We start from the raw sequence: 19,489 nt of genomic DNA, 5'->3' as shown, positions 1-19,489 counted from the left end.
TATGGTAAAATTTTTAACACCCTTTGAAAAAATATCAAAAATGAACAAAACCCTTATTTTAATAGGCTGGTTAGTTCTTTTGATTGTTATTTGGTTTGCGACAACAGCTGGCGAAAAACATCTTTTTCCTTCTCCTTCTCAGGTTTTAAAAGGTTTTGAGGATTTGTATAGAGAAGGTTTAGTAGTTCATATTTTCAATTCATTGTCTTTATGTTTTATATCGATTTTTTTAGCCACAGTAATTTCTTTATTATTTGCTTATGCCTGGCCAATTCCGTTATTGAAGCCAGTTGCTGAATTTGTTACAAAATTTAGATTTTTGCCTTTTACCGGACTTTCATTTTATATTACAATGGTGGTGCATGATGCAAGAGCAATGCAGGTGTGGATTTTGGTAATTTTCCTGACGACTTTCCTAACAACCTCATTAATTGCCGTTATCAAAGACATTCCACAGGAAGAATTTGATCATGCAAAAATGCTGAAATGTACTCGGTTAGAGGTACTTTGGCAGGTTATCATTTTAGGAAGGGTAGATTATGTAATTGATGTCATCAGGCAAAATCTCGCCATCACATGGATGATGCTGGTAACAGTTGAATCGATTGTGGTAGCTTCTGGCGGATTAGGGTTTTTAATTAAAAACTCGGATAAATTCATGAATACCGGACGAATCATTGCACTTCAAATTATCATTTTATTAATAGGTCTTGGCTTAGATGCAGGAATAAATTTCTTAAGAAAAGCACTATTTAGATATTCAAAAATATAATCATGAAACACGAATATAAAGAGACGCTTTTATACGTAGAAAATCTTAGTGTTGCCTATGATGATACGGTTATTATAAAGGATATAACGCTGATAGAAAAAGACGTAATCAGAGATGGAGTACATTGTACAGGACAAGTTGTAGCTTTTGTTGGAAGATCAGGCAGAGGAAAATCAACTTTTTTTAAAGCATTGACTGGTTTGATTCCGGCGAATTCCGGAAAAATTCTAATTAGAGATTTTGAAAACAAAGAACCTAATGCCGCTAAATCGGTAAAGGAAGGTGACATTGGTTTTGTAGATCAAAAATATACGCTGTTCAGACATAAAACGGTTACGCAGGCATTGCGATTTTCGTTAAGAAAAACAACATTGTCGAATACTGAAAAAGAGGAAAAAATAAAAAAATACCTTAAGGAATGGGGATTAGAAAACTGTGCAGACAAATATCCTAACGAACTTTCTGGCGGTCAAAGACAAAGGACGGCGATTATAGAGCAATTGTTTTCATCGGATCAATTTATTGTTTTAGATGAACCTTTCTCAGGATTGGATGTCGGAAATATTGAAGAAGTAAAAAAGTCTTTTGAACTTCTTAGTAGCTCTTCTGATTTTAATACCGTTATCTTTTCAACACATGATATTGAATTGGCAATTGAATTGGCGCAGACTATTTACGTTATTGGTTATCCAACTATAAATGGAAAAAAGGAGCATTACGGAACAATCGTAGCCAAATATGACCTAAGAGATATGGGCTTAGCCTGGAAAGATTATTGTGATGATCACTTAAAATTATCAAAAGAAATTATTCATCAAATGATGATTTCTTAAATTAGCTTATGTCAAAAAAGAACAATCCAATATCGATTATTGAAGAATCATTTTTGTCTCTAAAAAAATATTTGGAAACAAATATAAATTCTAATGAAGCCGTTTTTACGGCTTCATTTATTAGTGACCTAAAAAAAGAAACAACGAGTATTCTTGAAACGTGCAGTGTACTAAATCAGGACACAGATTTTATTCAAAAAATAAATCAGGCTGTAAATCCTGTTTCCTCAAAAGGTTTATTGTTTAAAGCAGAACATTTTTTTCTTTCAGACATTATAGATCTTTATGAAAGAGAACCTACAAAAAAAAGTGAAAAGCAAGAGTTTGTGCTGGCGTATTATTATGATGCGTTACGCAACAAACATTTCGCAGATGCAAGTTCAGCAAATGAATTGAATCAATTGAATCAATTGGTTTTTACACAGGAATTCAAAAATCATCTTTTAAAAATAAAAAAAGAAAACAAGATAATTGGTTCAAACTCGTATCAAAATCAATATTTACTTCCTGAAGTTTTATCCGAAAAAAAGCATAACAAATTAGAAGAGATTTTATTGAAGTATCAAAACTTCATTCATTTTGCGTTTGATAAAAAATTTGAAAACGTAAAAGCTTTTCAGAATTATATGGGTTTGAATTTAGACAAATCAAAAATTGACAAAAAGCAGATAGATCCTCTTCCGGAAGAAGACACGCTCGAAAAAGTACTAAAAGAATTAAACGAATTAGTCGGTTTAGTAGAAGTTAAAAAAGACGTTTCGGAACTGATCAATTTACTGGAGATACAAAAAAAACGTTCTGCCCAAGGATTAAAGAATGTTGAAATAACTTTGCATACTGTTTTTCTGGGCCCACCCGGAACCGGAAAAACTTCTGTCGCAAGACTTTTAAGCCGAATTTTTAAACATTTAGGGTTTTTATCGAAAGGTCAAATGTATGAAACAGACAGAGAAGGTCTTGTAGCCGGTTATGTAGGACAAACAGCAACAAAAGTAGATGCCGCAGTAGAATCAAGTCTTGGAGGAGTTTTGTTTGTTGATGAAGCGTATGCTTTATCTCAGAATGCATTTGGAAATGATTACGGAGCCGAAGCTGTAAATACGCTTTTGAAAAGAATGGAAGATCATCGAGAAGATTTGGCAGTTGTAGTTGCGGGATATACTGAACCAATGAAGATTTTTATAGAATCTAATCCCGGACTTCGTTCTCGTTTTAATAGATATTTTCATTTTGATCATTTTACACCGGAAGAATTACTTCAAATTTTTGAATCCTTTTGTTCAAAATCTGATTTTATAATTTCTGATGATGCAAAAGAAAAACTAACAGATACTTTTGATTTACTCTACGAAAGTAAAAATGAGAGTTTTGGAAATGCCAGAGTAGTTAGAAATCTATTTGAAAAATGTGTTCAGAATCAGGCAAATAGAATTGTAAAATTAAAGAAAATTACCAACAAAGTATTAAAAACATTGACAGAAGAAGATATTCCGGAACCAAAGGAAACGGAGCAAAATGTTAACTTAGAAATGAAAAATAAAGAATCTTAAAAACAAAAAGAGCTGACATCCCCAATTGTCAGCTCTTTTAAAATATAGTAGTTTTTATCTTTTTCTATCTTGAAATATAAGTTATAAAATGGTGATTCCTGGAATTACTCAAAAACCAAGAATCAATACCATTTTATAAATTTACCAGGCAGATATCCATCTGCAGTGCTTTGTCTTTTATGGGAACAAACTAGCTTTATCAATCCCAATGCTCTGTTTTTTTGAGGGTTACAATCCAGCAGAATCAATCCCTTGTGCTTTGTCTTTTGTGGGAACAAACTAGCTTTATTAGTCCCAATGCTTTTCTTTTTTATAAGGGTTGTATTTCTAGCTTTTCTCAATCCCTGTGATAACAAATTTAAGAACAGACTATTAATTAATAGTTACATAATTATTAACTTTTATTTATAGATTTCACATGTCCATTATTTTAACTAATATTTAGGCAATGAAAAAAAATGAGTATTTTTGGTCTCTATTTTTTTCACAATGAAACTACAAATTCAGGAATTAACCACAATAGAAGAAATGCTGGCTCAAATTGATACGATGCGATTTCTTTATCCAAACCTTTCGATTGAAAAATACAGAACGTTTCTTTTAGAGATGGTGCCGCACAATTATATTCAGATTGGTGTTTTTGAAGATGGTGTTTGTCTTGGAATAACCGGTTGTTGGTCAGCAACAAAATTGTGGACCGGAAAATATCTGGAGATTGATAATTTTGTTGTGAATCCAGAACATCGCTCCAAAGGAATCGGAAAATTACTGACAGATTATATCGAACAAAAAGCGATTGACCAGGACTGTAGCAGTATTGTTCTGGATGCTTTTACAGGAAATTTTGCCGCACACCGTTTTTACTACAATCAGGGCTATGGGCCAAAAGGTTTTCATTTCGTTAAAATTTTGGATGAAAATAAACTAACACAATAAAAAAGTATCTTACTTTTTTTATTGAACCTTCAAAATCAATATTAAACCAAAGAATTGGTTATTTTTGTTTTACAAACCTTATTATTAAATTATTTTGGGATTATATAAAAATCTATTCAAGCAAACTGCGATTTACGGACTAGCAACGGTATTACCGCGAATGCTGAGTTTTTTATTAGTAAGATTGTATACCGGTATTTTACCAACTGCAGAATATGGTGAAGTTTCAATTGTTTTATCCTGGATGGTTTTCTTCAATGTCGTACTTTCTTACGGGATGGAAACGGCCTTTTTCAGATTTTACAGCGCTGAAGAGGACAAGAAAAATGTAATTGCTACTTCTACAATTTCGATATTTTGGTCTTCGATAATTTTCTTGTTTGTTGCCTTAATTTTTAGAAATACGTTGGCAAGCCTTGCCGAAGTAGATGCTCAATATGTTACTTACTCAGTTTGGATTTTAGTTTTAGACGCTTTGGTTTTGGTGCCATTTTCTAAACTTAGAGCCAACCAGAGACCAATGGTTTACGCTGCTATTAAAATTGGAAATGTTATTATCAATTTATTACTGAATATTTTCTTTTTAATGTATTTGCCAAAATTGGCTGCTTCAAATCCTAATTCAGTTTGGGATAATTTATATGTTGAAAATTTCCAGATTGCTTATATTTTCATTGCAAACCTATTGGCGAGTTTGGCCACTTTTGTGGTGCTTTCGCCAAATTATCTTTCACTGGGAAGAAAATTCGATCCTGTACTTTGGAAAAAAATGATGAAATACGGTTTGCCAATTTTAGTTGCCGGACTTGCATTTGCTGTTAATGAACATTTCGATAAAATTCTTTTAGGATATTTATTACCTGAGAATTTAGCAAAGTCTGAAGTTGGAGCTTATTCTGCCTGTTATAAACTTGGTTTATTTATGGTTTTGTTTGCAACAGCCTTTAGATTAGGAATTGAGCCTTTCTTTTTCAGTCATGCCAAAAATGAAAACGCACCTCAGACATACGCTGTAATTACCAAATATTTTGTGATTCTGGGATCCTTAATTTTATTGGGTGTAATTGTTTTTGCAGATATTTTAAAGTTTTTGCTGCTTGATAATAAATCCTACTGGGAAGCCATGAAAGTAGTTCCTTTAATTATTTTGGCAAACTTCTTTTTAGGAATTTACAACAACTTATCGGTTTGGTATAAACTGACGGACAAAACAAAAATTGGTGCTTATATTTCAATTGTTGGTGCAATCGTAACGTTGGTTTTAAATTATTTTTTAATTCCAAAATACAGTTACTACGGTTCTGCAATTGCTACCATTTCTGCTTACGGAAGTATGATGTTGATATCTTATGTTTTAGGAAATAAATATTACCCGATACCTTATGATATGAACAAAATAGGAGCTTACCTGGGAATTTCAATAGTATTTTCGGCTATATCTTTTTATGGATTCAGAGAAAATTATTTTGTTGGGATTCCGTTATTATTAGGCTTTATGTATTTTGTTTATCATAACGAAAAAGAAACAATCAAAGGAATTATGAATAGAAAGTAATATTACTTTTTAAGCTTTTTAAATAAAAATGAAAATACAAATTATAAATAAATCACAGCACGACTTACCAAACTACGAAACAATTGCTTCGGCAGGAATGGATTTACGTGCTAATTTAACAGAATCAATTACGCTTAAACCTTTAGAAAGAACGATCGTAAAAACAGGTCTTTTTATTGAATTACCAATTGGATACGAAGCACAGGTTAGACCAAGAAGTGGATTAGCTGCTAAAAAAGGAGTAACCGTTTTAAATTCACCCGGAACCGTTGATGCCGATTACAGAGGCGAAATAGGGGTAATTTTAGTAAATTTATCAAATGAAGAATTCGTAATCGAAAACGGTGAACGAATTGCACAATTAATAATCGCGAAACACGAAAGAGCCGAATGGATTGAAGTTGAAGAATTATCAGAAACTTCAAGAGGCGCCGGCGGATTTGGTAGTACAGGCGTGAAATAGTTTGCAGTCGCATTTTCATTCTCAGTTTTGAACTTTGCGACCTCAAAAATCACAAAATAACTTAGCGAGCTTTGCGTAAATTCTTTACGGCCTTTGCAGTTAAAAATTAAAACAAGAACCAACTCAGGAAGATTTTAAATCTTCTTATAAAAAATAAATATAAAAATGAAAATAATAGTTCCAATGGCCGGCCGCGGCTCAAGACTTAGACCACATACTTTAACTGTTCCTAAACCATTAATTCCGGTTGCAGGAAAATCAATCGTGCATCGTTTAGTTGAAGACATTACCAAAATCTTAAAACAGCCTATTGAGGAAGTGGCTTTTATCTTAGGCGATGAAGCTTTTTTTGGAGATGATGTTGTTGAAAGTTTAGAGGAATTAGCAGAAGGTTTAGGTGCAAAAGCATCAATCTATCGTCAGGACCTACCATTAGGAACGGGTCATGCGATTATGTGTGCCAAAGAATCTTTATCTGGGCCTGCAGTTATTGCTTACGCAGATACATTGATCAGAGCTGATTTCGAATTGGATCCGGCGGCGGACGCTGTAATTTGGGTAAAACAAGTAGATCAGCCAGAAGCATTTGGGGTTGTAAAATTAAATGGCAATAATGAAATTATAGAATTGGTTGAGAAACCAAAAGAATTTGTGAGCGATTTAGCTGTTATCGGAATCTATTATTTTAAAGAAGTAGGTGATTTGAAAAAAGAGCTTCAGGGAGTTTTGGATAATAATATTCAGAATGGCGGAGAATATCAGATCAATGACGGTATTAAAGCAATGATGGCTAACGGAAAAGTTTTCAAAACCGGAAGCGTTGATGAATGGATGGATTGTGGAAATAAAGATGTTACCGTTGAAACCAATTCAAGAATGCTTGGATTTTTGCATAATGATGGAGAGCATTTAGTAGATTATGATGTGAAATTGGAAAATTCAACTATTATCCCTCCTTGTTATATTGGAGAGAATGTTGTGTTGAAAAATGCAACCGTAGGACCAAACGTATCTTTAGGAAAAGGATGTCATGTAGCAGACAGTACTATAAAAAACAGTTTAGTTCAGACGTTTTCTCAAATAAAAAATGCTAACTTAGATAATGCGATGATTGGAAACCATGTTAGTTATGATGGTAAATTTACAAGTATCAGCATTGGCGATTATTCTGTTTTGGAATAGATGGAAGTTTAAAATAAAATTATGTAAATGATGAAAAAAGGAGTTTTTGTAATTTTATTTTTCGTTTTGCTTGGCAATCCAGCATCGGTTTTAGCACAGACTGAACCGGAAGATATTGCTATGGCAACCGATGAATATCAGGACTCTTTTTATGAATCATTAAAACAAAAAGGAATCGAAAACTATGATAAAGCCATCGTATCATTAGAAAAATGCATTAAGCTAAAACCTAATGATGCAGTAGCTTATTTTGAATTGGGAAAAAATTACTTTTTCCTGAAACAATATAGTAGTGCTCAAAGTTCGTTTGAAAAAGCAACACAGCTAGATCCGAAAAATAAATGGTATTGGCTTGGAATTTATGATGTAAGTTATGAAACCAAGAACTACCCTTTGGCAATCGAAACAATTCAGAAAATTATTCCGTTTGACGAAGAGTACAAAGATGATTTGATTTCGTTGTACATGTTAACGAATCAATATGACAAGGCGCTTGCGACAATCAATGAAATGAACGATAAATTCGGAAAATCGGATGATCGTGAAAGATATAAATTACAGATTTTATCGCAGGGAAAATATCAAAATTCTGAGATTGAAAATTTAATTGCGCAGATAAAACAAAATCCGAAGGAAGAATCGAACTATGTCGACCTGATTTTTTTATATTCAAAAAATGAGGAAACAGATAAAGCTTTGAATGTTGCAAAACAGTTGGCGAAAGAAATTCCGAATTCGGAATGGGCTCAAGTTAGCTTGTTCAAAGGATATTTAGATGCCAATAAAGCAGATCAGGCAATTAAATCGATGAATGTGATTTTATCAAGTTCAAAAATTGATTCAAAAATAAAACATCTAACGCTGAATGAGTTTTTGATCTATGTGAATAAAAACCCGCAATATGCTCCTGATTTAGAGAAAGCGATTGCTTATTTTGACAACGACCAGAATGTTGATGTTGCAAAAGAAATAGGGAAATTTTATCATAGCAAAGGTCAGTTTGAAAATGCAATTAAATATTACGAAAAAGATTTAAAGGCCAATTCAGATACAGATCGCGAAACCAATTTGCTTTTGCTTGAAGCCTATACGCAGGCAAAACAGTTTGAGCCGATGACAAAAAGAGCGATGACTATGATTGAAGTTTATCCCAGCCAGCCTCAATTTTACTATTATGCAGGCTTGGGAAGCAATAAGTTACAACAATTTAAGAATGCAAAAACCGTTTTAGAAATGGGACTCGATTATGTGGTCGATGATAAAACACTTGAAGCAAATTTTAATATTCAGCTTGGAGAGGCATATAATGGGTTAGGAGACGCTAAGAAAAAAGAGGAATACTTTTTGAAAGCAAATGAGTTATTAAAACAAAAGAAGTAGAAAATGAAAAAATATATAGCATTGGTATTGCTGTCGGTTTTTGTGATTTCTTGTAAATCGAAAGCTGTTGCAGTACAAAACACAGACAAAACAGTAGAAGCGCCAAAAGAGGACAAAAAAGCAATTGCAAAACATTACGACAATAAATTAGATTTCAAAACATTAAATATAAAAGCAAGTGCTAAATATGAAGATGAAAAACAAAGTCAGAATGTAACTGCAGATATCAAAATTGAAAGAGACAAGCAAATTTTAGTAAGCGTTCGTTTTCTTGGAATCACAATGGCAAAGGCCTTGATTACGCCGACTACAGTAAGTTACTATGAAAAAATAAAAGGAACTTATTACGAAGGTGATTTTACAAGTTTAAGCAAATGGCTGGGAACGGAATTGGATTATAGTAAAGTTCAAAATTTACTAGTTGGAGAAGCATTAGATGATTTAAGAAAAGGAAAATACACACAGACAATTGTAGAAAATCTTTTCAGGTTAGAAGATGAAAAAGAAGCCAAAATAAAAAAGGCATTCTATTTAGACTCTGAAAAATATCTGATTCAAAAAGAAGAGATTTCGCAACCTGCAGAAAACAGAATGTTAGCAATAAAATATTCTGATAGTAAAACTTTTGATCAGGGAATACTACCAACCAAAATCGAAATTAATGCTGTTCAGCCAAAAGGGAAGACCGATATTAATTTAGAATATAATAACATTACGTTTAATGAAGAACTTTCTTTTCCATATAGTGTTCCAAGTGGGTATAAAAAAGTTATAATTAATTAAATTTGCAAAAAGAAAAAAGAAACATGCCAAAATTTCTCCTCAGCCTAATTTTTATTTGTGCCACAACGTTTATGTGGGCGCAGGATTCGCAACAAGAAAAACTGGAGCAGCGAAAAGCTCAAATCCAGCAGGAAATTAGAGACAATGAAAAAATGCTGCAGTCTGTAAAGAAAAAAGAAAAGTCGGCTGTAAATGTCTTTTTAATTCAGGCAAATAAAATTAAACTGAAAGAAAAGCTAATCAATACTACCGCAAAGCAGGAGAGACTTTTAAGCAATGACATGTATATTAACCAGGTTCAGGTTAATAAGTTAAAAAAAGAATTGAAAGTATTAAAAGAAGATTATGCAAAAATGATCTTGAAATCATACAAAAGCCGTTCAGAACAAAGTAGAGCAATGTTTATTTTGTCTTCTGAAAGTTTTTTGCAAGCTTATAAAAGAGCACAGTATTTAAAACAATATACTAATTTCAGAAAAAACCAAGGTTTAGAAATTCAATCGAAAACAGCTCAATTGGTTGATTTCAATGCGAAATTGGATGGGCAAAGACAGGTTAAGAAAAAAATTATTGCTGAAAATCAAAAGGAAAAGCAAAGCTTGGAAATTGAAAAGAAGGAGCAGCAAAAATTGGTTAATTCAATCAAAAAGGATAAAAATAAAATTATTGCTGATACCAGAGCTAAACAAGCAGAAGCAAAAAGAATCGACAGACAAATCGATCGTTTGATACGTGAAGCCATTGCCGAAGCAAATAGAAAAGCTGCTGCAGAAAGAGCAAAAGATAATCCTGGATCAACAGCGTCTACTGCTCCGGTTTCCTCTTCTAAAATTGCTTTGACACCAGAAGGGAAAATCCTCGCTGCCGACTTTAAAGCCAACCGTGGAAAATTACCTTGGCCGGTAGAAAAAGGATTTATTTCATTAGGATATGGCGATCAGCCACACCCGCTTCATCCGTCAATTACAGTACACAATTCCGGAGTTGAGATTACAACGGAGCAAGGCGCAACAGCACGTGCCGTTTTTGAAGGGACGGTTTCAAGTGTTATTGTTTTATCTCCAATCAACAGAGCAGTTATGATTCAGCATGGAGATTATTTCACTGTGTATCAAAACCTAAGTCAGGTGTTTGTAGAAAAAGGTGATAAAGTAAGTATCAAACAAAGTCTCGGAAAAGTTAGAACCAGTGGTGATACCGGGAAAACAGTAATTAAGTTTTTGATTCTTCAAAATACATCCAATAACAATCCGGAAGGATGGTTACAAAACAGATAAAAAAAAAGGGAGCTATGAGCTCCCTTTTTTATTGTTGTTGCTGTTGTAAATGATCCATATAATCGAGTTGCTCCTGAACGCGTGATGAAACTTCCTGAAGTTTGACATCATTAATTTCTTCGAACTGTCTTCCGTCTTCATAACCAATCGAAACACAAACGGAAAGAGTCTGTCTCGCTAATCCTTTAAAAGTTCCTTTAATGGGTGTACAATCACTAAAATTTCTTCCAACAGAAAGACGAACATGATTGTCCATTGTCCAGATATTATTCGTCGGATCAAGACCTAACCAACCTTGCTTTGGTGTATAAATTTCTACCCAGGCATGTGTTGCGCCCTCACCTCGAAGTCCGCTTTCATTGGGGCAAATGTAACCACTAACATAACGAGATGGAATTCCGGCGGTACGTAAAAGCTGTAAAAGAATATGAGCAAAATCCTGACAGACTCCTTTTTTTAGCGTTAGAATTTCATCAACGGTTGTTTCAATATTGGTAATTCCTTTAGTGTAAATGAAATTATCATAAACGTAAGCATTGCATTGTTGCGCTATTTCAATTATGGATTTGTCTTCAATCTTGATTTTTTTCAATATAGCTTCAATTTCATTTTGTTTCTGAATATCATCCAGATAACAAAGACGCAGTAGCATAATGCTTTTTTCTTTTTCTGTCTGAATATCTTCCACGGAAGTGGTATCAATCTCCGGAATTTTAAGAGAATGATTCACCCGAACCAACATTCGGGATTCAATTATCATTTCGGTATGAGCACCCAAAACATTGAAATTGCCAACTCGATTTCCATAATAATCTTCAGAAATATCGACATCAGGATTGTGTGTAATTAAGAGCTGATATTGCAATACTTCCTGATTTTCAAAATGATGTGGGAATAGCCGGATTTCATTAATACTTTCTTTTATAGGATGATTATATTGATATTTTGTAAGGTGAACTATTTTGAAAACCGCCATAATTTTAAGTATAAGAAAAGAATAATTTTGAAAAATCTGTCGAAAATTGAATAAGCTGATTTTTGGTATTTCGCAAGACTTCTTCCAATTCCTGATTAGTCAAATGTTGATAATCTGTATAGGCAACATAACTTTTCAATCGGCCAAACTGGTTCATTAAAGTACGTGCTTCACTCAGATCATTGTCTTTGAAAAGACAGTTTAAATAGGTGTTTATAAAGTCTAAAGTATAAATTACAGAATGTGCAAAATCCATATTAAAAATAACCTGATGCACTACTTTTCGATTGTGCGAAATGTTGCTGTAACTTTTGAGATATAATTCATATCCGGACAGAGACAGCAATAAACGGCGCCAATACATTAAATCTTCTTCGCCTTCGAGATTATAATTAATAGGGGCAAAGTAAGCTTGTGTCATCGAAATGGTTTGTAAACATCTTTCGATATGTTTGCCAATGCTCGAAAAACACCAGCCCAAACCTCTTGGCATTGTAACCTGAAGGATTCCGTTATAAAGCAATAAATCCTTGTTAAGTTTGGTAATAATTTTTAGTGCGTCAGTGGTTTCCAGTTTTTTTGGAAGATCTGGCGAGTTCATATAATGATACATCGAATTGATATGTTCCCACAATTCTTTAGTGATTTTATCCTGAGAACCGCGGGCATTTTCACGAGCTTTCACTACTAAATTTTTAACCGAATTATCATTTTGGTTGTCACAGATAATATATTTCAGCACATAAGTGGTGTCATATTGTATCGCATGAATTTTATCTTTGGACAAATTGGTATAATATTCCAATAACGGTTTGTATCCCTGAGAATCATTAATTTCTTTGTCAAAAGATAAAATATAAGAAGTGTTCAAAGTAAGCAACATTCCATCAGTACGTTCCATGTATCGGTTGAGCCAAAACATTCCGTCGGCAACTCGACTAAGCATATTTACTCCCATTTTTGAATGTTTTTTTGAGGTTAGAAAAAGTAATTTATTTTATAATCCAGGTGTCTTTACTTCCACCGCCTTGAGAGGAATTAACGACCAAAGAACCTTCCGTTAAAGCAACTCGTGTTAATCCTCCGGGAACAATTTGAATTCCTTTTGGTCCGCATAATGCATAAGGTCTCAAATCGACGTGACGTAATTTTAGTTCACCATCAATCAAACACGGAACAGTACTTAATTGGATGATAGGCTGTGCAATAAAATTTCGAGGCGTTTTGGTAATCGCAATTTTGGCTTCGTCCATTTCTTCCTGCGTTGCTTTGTTACCCATAATCATTCCGTAGCCACCGCTTTGATTGGTTTCTTTAATAACCATCGTTTCCATATTGGCAAAAACGTGTTCGCGTTCGTCTAAATTTTCCATTCTGTATGTCGGAACATTTTTCAGAATAGGTTCTTCGTTCAGGTAATATTTAATCATATCCGGAACGTAGGCATAAATCGCTTTGTCATCGGCAACGCCATTTCCGACAGCATTTACCAGGGCAACATTTCCTTGTCGATACGCGCTGATTAATCCCGGAACACCAAGCGCACTGTCGGGTTTGAAAACTAAAGGGTCGAGATATTCATCATCGAGACGGCGATAAATAACATCGACTTGCTGTAAACCAGAAGTGGTTTTCATATAAACACGATTATTATTGACGACCAAATCTCTTCCTTCAACTAAAGGAATTCCCATTTGACGTGCTAAATAAGTGTGTTCATAATAAGCCGAATTATAAACGCCGGGTGTCATTAAAACGACATTTGGATTTGGTATATTTCTCGGAGAAAGCGAAACCAAAATGCTGTGAAAAATCATTGGATAATTACTGACCATACTTACATGGTTTGACGAAAGCATATCCGGAAAAATACGTTTGGTAATTTCCCGATTTTCCAGCATATAACTGACACCGCTCGGACACCGGAGATTATCTTCCAAAACATAAAATTCACCTTTTGATCCTCGAATCAAATCAATTCCCGCAATGTGAACATGGATATTATGAGGTACTTTTATTCCCTGAACTTCCTGTATATAATGTGGGCATGAAGCGATTAGACCTGCTGGAATAATACCTTCTTTTATAATATTCTGTTCGTTATAAATGTCTTCTAAAAATAAATTCAAAGCCATTAAACGCTGTTTGATCCCTGACTCTACTTCGAGCCAGTCTTTTTGTGTAATGATCCTCGGAATAATATCAAACGGGAAGATTCGTTCAATTCCATTATCATCATCACTATATACGGTAAAGGTAATTCCCTGATTCATGAACAAGTCAGAAGCCTGTTGTTGCTTGTTGGTTAAATTTTTATGACTTAAACTTTGTAAAGTTTTAAAAACCTGACTGTAGGAATCCCTAACACCTTCTTTGGAAAACATTTCATCCCATCCACTATGATTTAAACTTGGTGCTAATTTCGCCATACTCTAATTATTAAATAAACTGAATTATAGACTTTTTAATAAAAAATATTCATTTTTTAATCTAAAATACGATTTTATTTTTCTTTAAAGTTTGCAATCAATTTGAATTTTGTAATTTATGTAAAATTCATTTTTTGAAGTTTTTATTTTGAAAATATGACTTTTTACGATAGGTTTTTTTTTGGATTTCGTAGCAGTGAAAATGGTTTTTATGAAGAAATAGAGCTGTTAATCAGTTTTTTGAATAAAAAAAAGGAGCAAGTGGAGCTCCCTTGTTAATTTATAAACTTCAAAAATTGAAAATACATTCATATTGTTCCAAAAAGTATTTCACAACATCGGTTGTGGTTACGATTCCTTTAAGTTCCCCATTGTCAACAACAGGTAAAGCATGGAAATCTTCTTTGGCAAAAATTTCAGCGAGATCTCTTATACTTGTATCAGATGAAACTGTCTTGGGTTTTGAAGTCATGACTTGAGAAATAGTCAACATATCCAGAATTGCTTCATCTGTACCCTCTTGTCCATCAAACAAAGCTCCAAAAGTCAATCGATTAATATCAGTTCTGCTAATAATCCCTACAACTTCTTTTCCTTTCACAATCGGGATGTGGCGAATTGTATTTTTCTTAAGCTTCTCAATAACTTTTTTAAGGTCGTCATTGTCGTTTGCAGTCACTATGGTTTTGGTCATAATATGACTGATTGGTTCTCTTTTTTCATAATTGATTTGTTAATGGTTCTATCAAATATGTAGAATATTTCCAATAAAAAATATGACTTTTATCAGCATTGAGACCTCAGAAGAATGAGCTTATTTCTTGGATTTTCATCAAAAAAAGAACCAAAATTGAAGTTAAAAGAGGTAAGAATGTAAAAATCATTCTATTGTTCAATGGAAATTGTATCGAGTGAAATTTAAAAATAGTATTTTTGCACTATGGAAACAAATAGACAGAAAAAAATAGGCGGTGTCATCCAAAAAGATTTGGTTGATATTTTGCAAGGTGAAGTGCGAAAAAACGGAATTAATAATTTGGTAATTTCCGTATCCAAAGTTAGCGTTACATCAGATTTATCTGTGGCAACAGTATATTTAAGCATTTTTCCACAAGAAAAAGCAAAGGAAACTTTAGAAGGTATTAAATCGAATACAACCTTAATTAAACACGATTTGTCACAACGTGTTCGTTTGCAATTGCGTCGTGTACCAAACCTGGTATTTTTTATCGATGACTCATTAGATTATATCGAAAAAATTGACAACGCTTTATCAAACAGAGAAAACCCAATTGAGAACCGTGATCTTTTAGAAAAAAGAAGAAAATCATAAGTTGAATTTCCCTCTTTACATAGCCAAACGTTACATTTTTAGCAGAAGTAAAAACAATGCTATCAATATTATTAATCGCATTGCCAGCATGGGAATTATTGTTGGCACAATGGCTTTGTTTGTGGTTTTATCTGTTTTTAGCGGATTAAAGGTATTCAGTCTTTCATTCACAAACGAAATAGATCCCGATTTAAAAATTACTAGCACACTGGGAAAATCATTTTTGATCACACCGGATCAGGAAAGCAAAATAAAAAAAATAGAAGGCGTTGCTTCGTATACCAAAATTATTGAAGAACGTGTTTTGTTTTTATTTAAAGACAAACAACAAGTTACTTACCTAAAAGGAGTTGACAGTCTTTATCCGGTTGTAAACGATATCAGAAAAAAACTTTTTAATGGTCAATGGGTAAAGCCCGATACTTATCAGGTTGTAGTTGGGTATGGAATTGCCAGAGATTTTTCGATGGGAGTTTTAGATTTTGAAAATCCACTGCAGATATTCGCGCCGAAACCTGGAAAAGGAGCCTTTGAAAATCCAGAAGAAGCATTTAATAAAACCGATGTTTTGCCTGTCGGAATTTATTCGATTAGTGAAGATCTGGATTCAAAATACGTGTTTGCCGATTTAAGTTTGGCGCAGGAATTATTGATGTACAAACCCAATCAGATTTCGGGAGTAGAATTCAAATTAAAAGAAAATGCCAATGAAGATGCTATAAGATCTCAACTTGAAAGTATTTTCAAAAACAAAATCACAATCAAAAACAGAGCGCAATTGAACGAGTCTTTATATAAGATGCTCAACACCGAAAATATTGCGGTTTATTTGATTTTTACGTTGGTCATTATTGTTGCACTTTTTAATCTGGTTGGTGCTTTAATTATGATGATTTTAGATAAAAAAGGAAATCTAAAAACCCTTTTTAATCTTGGTACAGAAATTAAAAATCTTCGAAAAATATTCATGCTTCAGGGAACTTTGTTAAGTGTTTTCGGTGGAATTATTGGTCTTGCCCTTGGAATTATTATGGTTGTTTTACAACAAAAATACAATCTGATCATGTTGACGCCAACTTTGGCATATCCTGTCGTTTTTACTTTAGAAAATGTACTTATCGTGATGGCAACAATTGTTTCACTTGGTTTTGTGGCTTCCTTAATTGCCAGTAGCAGAGTAAGTAAAAAGCTCTTAGATTAATATTTCTTCTTAAAAAATATTACCTATATTTATCGTCTCAAAAATCTACAGCATATGATTGTTTCTGCCTAATCCTATTTTATTTTTTTAATAATTAGGATACCTCCGTTTTTTTCTCGTGTTCAGATAATTCAATCTGGACCAATTTTATCATTTATCCTAATATATCATGACAGAAACAACAATACAAAAAAGTTTATTTTCTAAAATTTTTACCACTTTAAAACAAGCTATAAAAGGCGACGAATCTTTTGATTACACTACCGGAAGCATTAAAAAAGCCGTTATTTTATTGGCCATTCCGATGGTTTTAGAAATGATGATGGAATCCGTTTTTGCTTTAGTCGATTTATATTTCGTTGGTCATTTGGAGCACTCCAGTTTTGCCATTCAAACCGTTGGTTTAACTGAATCGGTACTGACGATTATATATTCTTTAGCAATCGGAATGAGTATGGCAGCGACAGCTGTTGTAGCGCGACGCATTGGCGAAAAAGATCCAATCGCTGCTGCGAAAGCCGGAATGCAGGCTATTATTATTGCTTGTGCAGTTAATAGCGTAATGAGTGTTCTGGGCGTTATCTATGCTAAAGATATACTGATTTTGATGGGAGCATCTGTTGAAGCCGCCGAACACGGTTTCAGATTTACACAAATCATGATTGGAAGTAGTTTATGTATAATGTTATTATTCTTAATCAACGGAATATTCAGAGGTGCCGGAAATGCAGCAATTGCAATGAAAAGTTTGTGGCTGGCGAATATTTGCAACATTATTTTATGTCCAATTTTGATTAATGGATTAGGACCAATTCCAGCTTTTGGATTAGTGGGTGCTGCTTTAGCGACAACATTAGGAAGAAGCATGGGCGTATTATATCAAGTGTACCATTTGTTTTTTGGGAATGGTGTTTTGAGAATTTATGTCTCTTACTTTATTCCGGATTTTAAGCAGATAAAAGCTTTGGTGAAAATTGCAGCTCCGGGAATTTTACAATTCGTAATAGCGTCTTGCAGTTGGATTTTTCTGGCGCAATTGGTTGCTACTACGGGTGGTGATCATGGTTCTGCAGGTTATCAGACGGCATTGAGAATTATGATGTTTTTTATTCTTCCAGCTTGGGGATTGAGTAATGCAGCGGCGACTTTAGTAGGACAGAATTTAGGTGCAAAACAAATTGAACGCGCCGAAAAATCAGTATATACAACAGCAAGATACAATGTCATTTTCATGGCAACAATCATGGTCATTACATTGGTTTTTGGCAAGTACATTATCTCATTTTTCACTAACGATGAAATGGTTAGAGTAGTGGCCGTTGAAGCATTACAGATTATGAGTGTTGGATTTGTTTTCTACGGAATTGGAATGGTTTTGATAAATACATTCAACGGAGCAGGAGATACCTGGACACCAACGGGAATCAATTTCTTTGGATTTTGGTTGTTCCAAATTCCTTTGGCATTTTTATTGACAAAACATTTTCATATGGGGCCAACTGGTGTTTTTATTGCAATTCCGGTTGCAGAAACGGCTATTACTTTAGTAGGAATTGTCCTTTATAAAAGAGGAAAATGGAAACGCATTCAGGTATAATTTCAAATAAAAAAGGCCTTCATTTTGAGGGTCTTTTTTGTAAAATTGATCTTTGGCAAGGTCTAAAACTGTGACAAAGCTTATCGTAATTTTTAAGCAAATTCATATCCGGCATAAACCTGTTCAATTTCTTTCATAACTGCAAACAAATCTTCAGGTGCATCCGTTGTAACTAACTTTTGTTTGTATTCTTTAAACGAATGAATTCCTTTGAAATAATTAGTATAATGACGACGCATTTCTACAATTCCCAAACGTTCACCTTTCCATTCCATTGACCATATTAAATGATTTCTGGCAGCTTCAACACGATCGATAACCGTTGGAGCAGGCAAGTGTTCTCCAGTTTTAAAGAAATGTTTGATTTCATTAAAAATCCAAGGATAACCAATCGCAGCACGACCAATCATGATACCATCGATTCCGTATTCATTTTTATATTTTAATGCTTTTTCCGGGCTGTCGATATCGCCATTTCCAAAAATAGGCATTGTAATTCTAGGGTTGTTTTTTACACGTGCAATGTGTGACCAATCAGCATGGCCTTTATACATTTGAGCACGGGTTCTCGCGTGAATAGTCAATGCCTGAACACCAATATCCTGAAGTCTTTCAGCAACTTCATCAATGTTGATTGAACTGTCGTCCCAGCCTAAACGCGTTTTTACAGTTACTGGTAAATCGGTACTTCTGATAACGGCTTTCGTTAAACGTACCATCAAATCGACATCTTTCAAAACGCCGGCTCCGGCTCCTTTACAAACTACTTTTTTTACCGGACATCCAAAATTGATATCCACTAAATCTGGTTTTACGGTAGAAACAATTTTAGACGAAAGTGCCATTGCTTCTTCATCTCCACCAAAAATCTGAATTCCAACGGGACGTTCGTAATCAAAAATATCCAGCTTCATTCGACTTTTGATAGCATCACGAATTAATCCTTCCGACGAAATAAATTCAGAATACATTAAGTCAGCGCCATGCGTTTTGCATAATCTGCGAAACGGCGGATCGCTCACGTCTTCCATCGGTGCTAGTAATAAAGGAAATTCGGGTAATTCTATGTTGCCAATCTTGACCATCTTCAATATTTTGTGCAAAATTACAACTTTTTAATCGAATTTATGCAATCGAAGATTTAAAGAGCAGAAAGGCAGTGGTTTAGGTGTTTTGTGCTTTTAAAGAGAGTAAATTTTTCAAACAGAACATAAAGTAAAAA

General features: G+C 33.8%; 18 protein-coding genes. 13 read left to right on the top strand and 5 right to left on the bottom strand.

The annotated features are described in order from the left end of the window. The first annotated feature begins 40 nt into the window (after positions 1 to 40). The 10 genes from Q7C23_RS01820 to Q7C23_RS01775 all read left to right on the top strand — a co-directional run bounded on the left by Q7C23_RS01820 (position 41) and on the right by Q7C23_RS01775 (position 10,731). Positions 41 to 772: an ABC transporter permease gene (locus tag Q7C23_RS01820; RefSeq protein WP_375030912.1), complete on the top strand. Its 732-nt coding sequence runs from the start codon at positions 41 to 43 to the stop codon at positions 770 to 772. A gap of 2 nt (positions 773 to 774) precedes the next feature. Continuing rightward, positions 775 to 1,605: an ATP-binding cassette domain-containing protein gene (locus Q7C23_RS01815; RefSeq protein WP_375030911.1), complete on the top strand. Its 831-nt coding sequence runs from the start codon at positions 775 to 777 to the stop codon at positions 1,603 to 1,605. 8 nt (positions 1,606 to 1,613) lie between these two features. Continuing rightward, positions 1,614 to 3,155 carry an AAA family ATPase gene (locus Q7C23_RS01810; protein ID WP_375030910.1) on the top strand — a complete coding sequence of 514 codons (1,542 nt, stop codon included), beginning with the start codon at positions 1,614 to 1,616 and terminating at the stop codon, positions 3,153 to 3,155. Positions 3,156 to 3,644: 489 nt separating this feature from the next. Beyond that, the gene (locus tag Q7C23_RS01805) at positions 3,645 to 4,091 is read left to right on the top strand and encodes a GNAT family N-acetyltransferase (RefSeq protein WP_375030909.1); all 447 of its coding nucleotides are present in this window, start codon (positions 3,645 to 3,647) and stop codon (positions 4,089 to 4,091) included. A gap of 94 nt (positions 4,092 to 4,185) precedes the next feature. Continuing rightward, on the top strand, positions 4,186 to 5,646 hold the full coding sequence (locus Q7C23_RS01800; protein ID WP_375030908.1) for a lipopolysaccharide biosynthesis protein: 1,461 nt from the start codon (positions 4,186 to 4,188) through the stop codon (positions 5,644 to 5,646). A 28-nt stretch (positions 5,647 to 5,674) separates the two neighbouring features. Next, complete coding sequence (gene dut / locus Q7C23_RS01795) at positions 5,675 to 6,109, top strand: dUTP diphosphatase (protein ID WP_375030907.1); 435 nt, start codon at positions 5,675 to 5,677, stop codon at positions 6,107 to 6,109. Between the two features lie 165 nt (positions 6,110 to 6,274). Continuing rightward, a complete protein-coding gene (locus Q7C23_RS01790) occupies positions 6,275 to 7,291 on the top strand; it encodes a sugar phosphate nucleotidyltransferase (protein WP_375030906.1) in 1,017 nt (338 codons plus the stop codon). A 30-nt stretch (positions 7,292 to 7,321) separates the two neighbouring features. Then, positions 7,322 to 8,671 carry a tetratricopeptide repeat protein gene (locus Q7C23_RS01785; protein WP_375031158.1) on the top strand — a complete coding sequence of 450 codons (1,350 nt, stop codon included), beginning with the start codon at positions 7,322 to 7,324 and terminating at the stop codon, positions 8,669 to 8,671. A gap of 3 nt (positions 8,672 to 8,674) precedes the next feature. Further along, complete coding sequence (locus Q7C23_RS01780; RefSeq protein ID WP_375030905.1) at positions 8,675 to 9,454, top strand: DUF4292 domain-containing protein; 780 nt, start codon at positions 8,675 to 8,677, stop codon at positions 9,452 to 9,454. 23 nt (positions 9,455 to 9,477) lie between these two features. Further along, positions 9,478 to 10,731 carry a murein hydrolase activator EnvC family protein gene (locus Q7C23_RS01775; protein ID WP_375030904.1) on the top strand — a complete coding sequence of 418 codons (1,254 nt, stop codon included), beginning with the start codon at positions 9,478 to 9,480 and terminating at the stop codon, positions 10,729 to 10,731. Between the two features lie 28 nt (positions 10,732 to 10,759). On the opposite strand, the gene Q7C23_RS01770 is transcribed toward Q7C23_RS01775, so the two are convergent. From Q7C23_RS01770 to Q7C23_RS01755, 4 genes are all read right to left on the bottom strand, one after another. Beyond that, a complete protein-coding gene (locus tag Q7C23_RS01770) occupies positions 10,760 to 11,707 on the bottom strand; it encodes a transglutaminase domain-containing protein (RefSeq protein ID WP_375030903.1) in 948 nt (315 codons plus the stop codon). Between the two features lie 4 nt (positions 11,708 to 11,711). After that, entirely contained in the window at positions 11,712 to 12,665 is a 954-nt protein-coding gene (locus Q7C23_RS01765; RefSeq protein ID WP_375030902.1) for an alpha-E domain-containing protein, read from the bottom strand. Positions 12,666 to 12,699: 34 nt separating this feature from the next. After that, positions 12,700 to 14,136, bottom strand: coding sequence for a circularly permuted type 2 ATP-grasp protein (locus Q7C23_RS01760; protein ID WP_375030901.1), 1,437 nt, complete (start codon positions 14,134 to 14,136; stop codon positions 12,700 to 12,702). A gap of 289 nt (positions 14,137 to 14,425) precedes the next feature. Further along, positions 14,426 to 14,830, bottom strand: a complete 405-nt coding sequence (locus Q7C23_RS01755) for an HPP family protein (RefSeq protein WP_375030900.1) — start codon at positions 14,828 to 14,830, stop codon at positions 14,426 to 14,428. Between the two features lie 246 nt (positions 14,831 to 15,076). Here Q7C23_RS01755 and rbfA point away from each other — a divergent pair, with 246 nt between their 5' ends. The 3 genes from rbfA (at position 15,077) to Q7C23_RS01740 (ending at position 18,267) form a co-directional block, all read left to right on the top strand. Then, a complete protein-coding gene (gene rbfA / locus Q7C23_RS01750; RefSeq protein ID WP_007808467.1) occupies positions 15,077 to 15,469 on the top strand; it encodes a 30S ribosome-binding factor RbfA in 393 nt (130 codons plus the stop codon). A 1-nt stretch (position 15,470) separates the two neighbouring features. Then, the gene (locus Q7C23_RS01745) at positions 15,471 to 16,670 is read left to right on the top strand and encodes an ABC transporter permease (RefSeq protein WP_375030899.1); all 1,200 of its coding nucleotides are present in this window, start codon (positions 15,471 to 15,473) and stop codon (positions 16,668 to 16,670) included. Between the two features lie 169 nt (positions 16,671 to 16,839). Continuing rightward, entirely contained in the window at positions 16,840 to 18,267 is a 1,428-nt protein-coding gene (locus Q7C23_RS01740) for an MATE family efflux transporter (protein WP_375030898.1), read from the top strand. 92 nt (positions 18,268 to 18,359) lie between these two features. On the opposite strand, the gene dusB is transcribed toward Q7C23_RS01740, so the two are convergent. Beyond that, the gene (dusB, locus tag Q7C23_RS01735) at positions 18,360 to 19,352 is read right to left on the bottom strand and encodes a tRNA dihydrouridine synthase DusB (RefSeq protein WP_194656371.1); all 993 of its coding nucleotides are present in this window, start codon (positions 19,350 to 19,352) and stop codon (positions 18,360 to 18,362) included. Between the last annotated feature and the right edge of the window lie 137 nt (positions 19,353 to 19,489).

The sequence above is a fragment of the Flavobacterium sp. LAR06 genome (assembly GCF_041946075.1).
GTDB lineage: Bacteria > Bacteroidota > Bacteroidia > Flavobacteriales > Flavobacteriaceae > Flavobacterium.
The sequence above is the reverse complement of the archived record's forward strand: the minus strand, read 5'-3'. Positions and strand labels throughout refer to the sequence as shown.